Annotated in this window: 7 protein-coding genes and 1 pseudogene; 5 read left to right on the top strand and 3 right to left on the bottom strand. The window is 63.6% G+C overall.

What is annotated here, in order from left to right; translation table 11 throughout:
* A pseudogene (locus tag RMO18_RS10660) lies at positions 1-442 on the top strand (23S rRNA (adenine(2503)-C(2))-methyltransferase RlmN); the annotation flags it as partial.
* Here the strand turns inward: RMO18_RS10660 and RMO18_RS10655 are convergent.
* Positions 433-2,001: a glycosyltransferase family 39 protein gene (locus RMO18_RS10655; protein WP_309665818.1), complete on the bottom strand. Its 1,569-nt coding sequence runs from the start codon at positions 1,999-2,001 to the stop codon at positions 433-435. The pseudogene RMO18_RS10660 and the gene RMO18_RS10655 overlap by 10 nt on opposite strands.
* Before the next feature lie 146 nt (positions 2,002-2,147).
* Here RMO18_RS10655 and RMO18_RS10650 point away from each other — a divergent pair, with 146 nt between their 5' ends.
* Positions 2,148-3,359, top strand: a complete 1,212-nt coding sequence (locus RMO18_RS10650) for a DNA glycosylase AlkZ-like family protein (RefSeq protein WP_309665817.1) — start codon at positions 2,148-2,150, stop codon at positions 3,357-3,359.
* A 201-nt stretch (positions 3,360-3,560) separates the two neighbouring features.
* Here RMO18_RS10650 and RMO18_RS10645 read toward each other — a convergent pair whose 3' ends face one another.
* Both RMO18_RS10645 and RMO18_RS10640 read right to left on the bottom strand, forming a co-directional pair.
* Positions 3,561-4,472 carry a glycosyltransferase gene (locus RMO18_RS10645; protein ID WP_309665816.1) on the bottom strand — a complete coding sequence of 304 codons (912 nt, stop codon included), beginning with the start codon at positions 4,470-4,472 and terminating at the stop codon, positions 3,561-3,563.
* 123 nt (positions 4,473-4,595) lie between these two features.
* Positions 4,596-5,417, bottom strand: coding sequence for an LOG family protein (locus tag RMO18_RS10640; protein ID WP_309665814.1), 822 nt, complete (start codon positions 5,415-5,417; stop codon positions 4,596-4,598).
* 157 nt (positions 5,418-5,574) lie between these two features.
* Here RMO18_RS10640 and RMO18_RS10635 point away from each other — a divergent pair, with 157 nt between their 5' ends.
* The 3 genes from RMO18_RS10635 to RMO18_RS10625 form a co-directional block, all read left to right on the top strand.
* Entirely contained in the window at positions 5,575-6,201 is a 627-nt protein-coding gene (locus tag RMO18_RS10635; RefSeq protein WP_309665813.1) for a hypothetical protein, read from the top strand.
* A 24-nt stretch (positions 6,202-6,225) separates the two neighbouring features.
* Positions 6,226-6,993, top strand: a complete 768-nt coding sequence (locus tag RMO18_RS10630; RefSeq protein ID WP_309665811.1) for a hypothetical protein — start codon at positions 6,226-6,228, stop codon at positions 6,991-6,993.
* A gap of 107 nt (positions 6,994-7,100) precedes the next feature.
* Positions 7,101-7,717, top strand: a 617-nt coding sequence (locus RMO18_RS10625; protein WP_309665810.1) for a 2,3,4,5-tetrahydropyridine-2,6-dicarboxylate N-succinyltransferase, incomplete at its 3' end; no start/stop codon positions are given.

Here is a 7,717-nt window from a genome sequence, read left to right as displayed (position 1 = left end):
GTCGTTTCATGCCACCACCGACGCGGTGCGCGACCAGTTGGTGCCGATCAACAAACGCTGGAACATCGCGACGCTGCTGGATGCGCTGCGCGCCTATCCGGGGCTGTCGAACTCGGAGCGGATCACGTTTGAATACGTGATGCTGGATGGGGTGAACGACAGCAAGGAAGACGCACACCGGCTGGTGGAACTGCTGCGCGGCATCCCCGCCAAGGTGAACCTGATCCCGTTCAACGAATGGCCGGGGGCGCCGTACAAGCGGTCTTCCGGCAACCGGATCCATGCCTTTGCCGACATCATCTATCAGGCAGGCTACGCCAGCCCGATCCGCACCCCGCGCGGCGAGGATATCATGGCGGCCTGCGGGCAGTTGAAATCAGCGACCGAACGCGCGCGCAAGTCAAAGGCCGAAATCGCGGCCGACGCCGGGCTTCAGGGCTGACGGCCCCAAAGCGTCAGGTCGACAGGCTTGCCGGAGCCAAGGTTCAGGCCTTGAATGCGGGCAATGGTGGCGATGCCGGGCGGCGGGGCAAAGCCAGCGTCGGTCGGCAGCAAAGCTGCAGCGCAAGGGTCCGTCTGCAATGCTGCGGCGGCGTCTTCGGCAGCAGTCCAGACCACGGGGCCCGGCGCCAGGAACACCAGCGACGCCTCGGTATAGCCAGCGGCATGCAATGTGGGCCGGGGGCAGGCATCGGTCACCGGCAGGGCCGCCACAACGGCGGGGGCGGGCCATAGCCTTGGCACAGCCGCCGCCGTCGGGAACAGCGCCACCTGCAGGCCGTTCCCCGCAAGGCACAGGCCGCACAGCGCAACCAAAGGCAACCTTCGCGTCAGGGCAAAGACTGCAATCGCCGTGCCCGCCAGGGAAATGAGTGCCGCAATTGCCAGCGGTGCCACGGGAATGCCACCAAGCCCCTGCGCATAGACAGCCAGCGCCGTCATCACTGCGTAAGGCAGCAGCATCACCAGCCCCGCCGCCACCAGTGCCCAGCGGCGCGGGCCTGCCACCGCCAGCGGCCAGACCGCTGCAATCAGCAGGGCCAGCGCCGGATAGAACGGCAAGGTATAATGCAGCAGCTTCGTGGGCGCCGCCTCGAACACCAGCCATCCCGGCACCACCCAGGCGGCGGCGATCAACATCAACTGACTGCGCCGCTGCGCCCAGATCTGCGGCAGCGTCAGTGCCAGTGCCGCCGAGGCCGGAAAGAACGCCAGCCACAGCGCCACCAGATAGCTGCCCGGCGGCGCGCCATGGCTTTCCTGCGCCGATTGCAGCTTGCCGATCAGATCACGACCCAGCGCCTCATCCCAAAAGGCCTGCCCTGCGCGCAGCGAGATCGCCGCATACCACGGCACCACAATCGCCATGAGCAACGCCAGCCCCGGCAGTGGCCGCAACGCCAGCAGCCAGTGCAAACGGCGCGACAGCACGGCAAGTGCTGCCGCCGCAAGCAGCACCACCATCGGTCCGATCGGCCCCTTGATCAGTGCGGAAACCCCCAGCGCAGCCCAAAAGGCCAGAATGCCACCCCACCCCAGCCTTTCGCCCCGGTAAGCCGCGATCAGCGGGCCCATGGCCACCAATACCGTGAGCAAGACCGCGGCATCCGTCTTGGCCAGCCGCGCCTCGGCCCCGAGCACAAAGACCGTGGCCATCAACAGGCCTGCAGGCAGGGCCGCCTCTGGCCCAGACAACCGCCCGGCAAGGCGTGCGGTCAAGAGGACCGACAGCATCGCCGCCAACAGCGACGGCAACCGATAGCGCCAGATCGCCGCGTCCTCGGTCGGGCCGGTCAGCGCGACGGCGACGGATTGCAACCAGTAGATGCCCGCCGGTTTCTTATAGCGCGTACCGTCCTGGAACCGCAGATCGACCAGATCGCCCGATGCCAGCATCTGACGGCTGGTCTGGGCAAAGCGGGCTTCATCCCGATCAACCGGCGGCAAGTTGAAGAACCCCGGCAGGAACGCGGCCAATGACACCAGCACCAGAAATGCCATGCGCGCCGGTGCGCCTAAGCCTGCAAGAACAGTCTCGATCCGATGCATTGCCCGCCTCTGGTTTCTGCCTCTGCAATAGTGCCATTTCAGCCGCCGGGCCAGAGACGGTCATTGATTTTTGCGCGCCGTCTGCGTAGCCAGTCACGATGCTGCCAGTTATTTCCAACCAGACCGCCCGCCGCCTGTTTCTGCACCGTCATGCACTGGCCGAGGCCCCGGTTGGATTGGCGACCGGCGAGGCGCTGCACGATCTGATCCACCGCATCGGCTTTGTGCAGGTTGACAGCATCAACACCGTGGCACGGGCGCATGACATGATCCTGTTTGCCCGGCGGCAAAGCTATCAGCCCGAGGCGCTGAAGCGGCTGTTGGAGCGTGACCGCAGCCTGTGGGAGCATTGGACGCATGACGCCTCGATCCTGCCAGTGGGGTTGCACGGGGTCTGGCAGCACCGGTTTACCCGCGATGCCGCGCGGTTGCAGGCCAACTGGAAACGCTGGTTCCGCGATGGGTATGAGGCGCAATTCGACAGCATTCTCAACCGGATAGCGAAGGATGGGCCGGTGGGCACCGCTGATGTGGGCGAGGGCGAGGTGCGCGGCAAAGGGGGGTGGTGGGATTGGCATCCGTCGAAGACCGCGCTGGAATGGCTGTGGCGGACCGGGCAGCTTGCCATCACCCGGCGCGAGGGATTTCGCAAGATCTATGACCTGACAGAACACGTGATCCCGCAGGTGCACCGGGCCGAAGTGCCCGGCGAGATCGTGGTGGACTGGGCCTGCGGGTCGGCGCTGGACCGGCTGGGCTTTGGCACCAGCGGCGAGATTGCGGCCTATTGGAACGCGATTTCACCCGAGGAGGCGAAGGCCTGGAGCCGCGCCGCGCTGGCCTCGGGCGAGGTGATCGAGGTGGAAGTCGAAGGGGCCGAAGGGCAGCGGCGACGGATGGTCGCGCGGCCTGAAATGGTGGGCGAGGCGGCACCGGAAGTCACCACAAGGCTTAGAATTCTTTCACCTTTTGATCCGGCGCTGCGCGACCGGGACCGGGCGGAGTTTCTGTTCGGCTTTCGCTATCGCATCGAGGTTTTCGTGCCCGAGCCAGAGCGGATTTACGGTTACTACGTGTTCCCGGTGCTGGAGGGCGACCGGCTGGTTGGCCGCATTGACGTGAAGGCGTTCCGCGATGCGGGGGCGCTGCGGGTGAAGGCGTTCTGGCCGGAGGCGGGGATCAAGCTGGGTGCCGGGCGGACGGCAAAGCTGGAGGCGGAACTGGACCGGCTGGCGCGGTTTGCAGGGTGCGCGCGGGTGGAATTTCTGGACGACTGGCAAAGGGCGACGCTGGTGACGGCAAGCCTCTGAGAACGCAGTAGTAACCGGGCTGATTAATAGAAGGACGGCGGTCTTCTTTGCATCTTCCTTGCGTCTTCATTCCGTCTACACGCGCGCTGCGGTCAGGGCGTATTAACCACGGTAGGCGAATCGGACTGCGCGCACTGAGCTGACCCGCCATCGGAAAGGCGGGCGACACTGGTTGGCACAGCCACTGCCAAGGCCGCGCCGCTAGACGGCGAAGTCATAGCTGCGCAGGCCCTGCGCGATATCCACATGGTCGGGGGCGCCAAGGAATTCCTTTACCGCTTCCCGCTTGTCCATAGGATTTTCCGAGTAGACTTGAAGCATCCGCATCCGTCGACGTTCCATTTCTGGCGTGAACCCATCCGGGCTGGCGGCAACGTCCAGCAAATGCAAAAGCCCGCCTGCACGAAGAAACGCCCGCATTTCATCGAAGACGTGCGCGTCGAACAGGCGCAGCTTGTCCGTCCACGGCTTTGTCGGCCCGGTAAAGTGAACAAGGCGCGGTCGCCGACTGGCAAGCAGCGGATAGCTGGTCTTGGACATCTGCCAGTTCCACCCCGGAGACAGGCTGTCCCAGTTGCCCGCGATGACCCCATTCAGCGCCGACTCGTCACCGTAGCGGCACCTTTCAGGATAGGCCTTGAAGAAATCCAGCGCGGCACGCGAGTAGCGTCCTTCGGCCCAGACCGGACCGTTGACCACCAGCATGCCGGCGTTGAAGTAGCGTTCGCCAATCCTGGGGTCTAGCCGCGCGACGTAGGTTTTCTGCTCGCGCATCCGAGGCCGGTCGAACCAGTGAGAGCGGTCGCGCACCGCTGCCAGCGGGGTGCCGGTTTCCGACAGATCAAGCAGATCGGCCAGCGACCCCCAAGCCTGAAAGATATCGCCGTCAAGATAGATGATCCGGCGATATTCGGTGGCAAGGTCCGCAAGTGCGAACAGCCGGAGCATCGTCGCCTTGGGAACGTGATTGCCATAATCATACACGAAATCATCAGGATAGTCCGCAAGGCGGTGGATGATCGTGCCTGCGGGAAACGCGGACAATTCATCGTCGGACACGTCGCCGATCAGATAGGCATGGTGATCAAGGCGCCCATCGGTATCAAATGCCATCGACCGAGACAGCACGAAGGCGCTTTGCCAGGCCCAGCGCGCATCAGAACAGACAAGGACACAGCCTTCACGCATAGCTTTTTGACCGGGTTGCAATGACCTTCAGGTCGGCAGTCCCGCCGTCTAGCACGGTTCCACCCAACCGTCGATCACCGCCATCGCCTCTTCCGCGGTTTCGACAATGGCGAACAGCTTCAGATCGCCGGGGCTGATCACCCCCGCCTCTGCCAGGAGGTTCCAGTTGATCACCTTTTCCCACCAATCGCGCCCGAACAGAAGGAAGGGGATCGCCTTCATCCGTTTGGTCTGAATCAGGGTCAGGCTTTCGAACATCTCATCCAGCGTGCCAAAGCCACCGGGAAAGATGCAGATTGCCTTGGCGCGCATCAGGAAATGCATCTTCCGGATGGCGAAGTAATGGAAGTTGAAGCTGAGGTCGGGGGTGACATAGGCGTTCGGGGCCTGTTCATGCGGCAGCACGATGTTGAGGCCGATGCTTTGGCCCCCCGCATCGTCGGCACCGCGGTTGCCCGCCTCCATCACGCCGGGGCCGCCGCCGGTGACGATAACATTCTCGCGCCCGTAGGTCGCAAGGCTGCGTTCGGTCATCAGGCGGGCGAAACGGCGGGCCTCTTCGTAAAAGCGGCTAAGGTCGGCCAGCATTGGCGTGCGGGCGGTATCGCGGTGTTCCGGGGCCGGGATGCGCGCGCCGCCAAACAGCACGACCGTGGATTCGATGCCACGTTCGTCCATGATCAGCTGTGGTTTCAGCAGTTCCAGCTGCAACCGGACCGGACGCAGTTCCTCGCGCTTCATGAAATCATCGTCGGTGAAGGCGAGGCGGTAGGCAGGCGCGCGGGTCTGCGGCGTGTCGGGAATGCGCTTGACCGCATCGACATCCTGCGTGCTGTCGCGGAACGGATGGGTGCGGGGTTCGTCTTTCATCGATAAGCCCTTGCCTTGCTGGGTCGGGCCAGACCTAACCTTTCGTCTGCGTATTGGCTAGCCAGAGGTGCTGCAGAATTTGCCACGTAAGCGTCTGTGCCTTGCGTCGGCCCCGAGAAAGGAACAGCAGTTACGGCGAAACAAGTTGGAGCCAGTGATGCGACAGTTCTTTTTGGCAGCGGTCTTGATAGGCTCGGCGGTTGCGATCTTTGCGGTGGGACGAGCGTATTGGCCATCGCAGAGTGCGCCGGGTACGCTTGGCGATCTGTCGGCAATGCAGTCGGTTGCAGCGGATGTTCAATCGATTGCCAAAGGCGGGGATCTGGCAGCCGCAAAGGAACGCGTCGCCGATCTGGAAACCATCTGGGACGCGGAAGAACCCACCCTTCGCCCGAAAGATCCCGAGGCCTGGGGTCGTGTCGACGCTGCGGCGGATGCAGCGCTGTCCGCGCTTAGGGCCGCATCACCGGATGCGGCGCGGATCGACACAACGATGACCGCGCTGGTTGCGGCATTGGAAAATCCCTCGCAGACCGGCACCGACATCGGTGGCGTCGTGATGATCGGCGATATTGCCGTGACCGATTCAGCCGGCCATCCCATTCCCTGTGAAGCGATGTTGTCGGACATCCGGGCCAAGCTTGCGGCCACGACAATGACACCCGACGTCGCCTCCGCCGTGAATGATCTGGTCACCAAGGCCACCGAGCGCTGCAACGCAGATGACGACCGCAACGCGGATGCGTTCAGCGCACAAGCGTTGCAGAAACTGTCGACCAACTAATCTGACCGCAACGAGGAGTTTTCCATGACTGACCAAGCGATGACAGATCCGGTAAACCGGGTTCCCGCAGTGACGCTGGATTTCTGGCTGATCAAACTGATGGCGGTGACGATGGGCGAAACCGCGGCGGATTATCTGGCGGTGAACCTGGGCCTCGGGCTGACGGCGACATCGCTATTGATGGCGGGCGTGCTGGTCATGGCACTTGTCGCGCAGTTCGTGCAACGCCGTTACGTGCCGTGGTCCTACTGGCTTGCGGTGGTGCTGATCAGTATCGTGGGCACGCTGGTGACCGACAATCTGGTCGACAACTTTGGTGTCGCGCTGATGACGACCACGGCGGTGTTCACGGCGGCCTTGGCGCTGACCTTCCTGGTCTGGTACCGGGTCGAGGGTACGCTGTCGATTCACGCGGTGTTCACCTTTCGGCGCGAGGCGTTCTACTGGCTGGCGATACTGTTCACCTTTGCGCTTGGCACTGCGGCGGGCGATCTTGTGGCCGAACAGTTCGGGCTGGGTTATCTGGCCACCGGGGTTCTGTTCGGGATGATCATCGCGTCGCTGGCCCTAGGGTATTATCTGCTTGGGCTGGATGCGACCCTTGGCTTCTGGCTGGCCTATATCTTTACCCGCCCGCTGGGCGCGTCGTTCGGTGACCTGCTGTCGCAACCGGGCGAATATGGCGGGCTGGGGTTCGGCACCATCATCACCAGCGCGCTGTTTTTGGGCGCGATTGCGGCGATCGTGGTCTATATGACCGCGACGCGTGAGGGTGCCGAACCTGACGTGTGATGTTGCTGTCAGATCTTGGCACCTGATTTTGGCCATGTATGATTGTGCGATGTGTTGCCCGTCGCTATAGGCTGGTGCGGATTTTGCCGCATCTGGAAGGACCTACCATGTCTAATACCGCGCTTGAGACCGCAATCGACACCGCCTGGGAGGGCCGCGAAAGCCTGACCCCCGCCACCAAGGGCGAGGCGCGCGAGGCGGTTGAGGCGACGCTGACCGCGCTGGACAGCGGCACGCTGCGGGTGGCGGAAAAGCGCGGGGCCGACTGGCACGTGAACCAGTGGGCCAAGAAGGCGGTGCTGCTGTCGTTCCGGATGACCGATATGCACGAGATTTCGGGCAGCAACGGCGGGTCGAACTGGTGGGACAAGGTGCCATCGAAAGGGCAGGGCTGGGGTGCAGATCAGTGGCGCGAGGCGGGCTTTCGCGCCGTGCCGGGCAGCATCGTAAGGCGGTCGGCCTACATCGCGAAGAACGTCGTGCTGATGCCGTCGTTCGTGAATGTGGGCGCTTACGTGGGTGAGGGCTCGATGGTTGATGGCTGGGCCACGGTCGGCTCCTGCGCCCAGATCGGGCGCAACGTGCATCTGTCGGGCGGTGTCGGCATCGGCGGGGTGCTGGAGCCGATGCAGGCCGGCCCCACCATCATCGAGGATGACTGCTTCATCGGCGCACGGTCCGAGGTGGTGGAGGGCTGCATCATCCGTGAAGGGTCAGTCCTGGG

Source organism: Tabrizicola sp., assembly GCF_031377265.1.
GTDB lineage: Bacteria > Pseudomonadota > Alphaproteobacteria > Rhodobacterales > Rhodobacteraceae > JAUYQR01.
The sequence above is the reverse complement of the archived record's forward strand: the minus strand, read 5'-3'. Positions and strand labels throughout refer to the sequence as shown.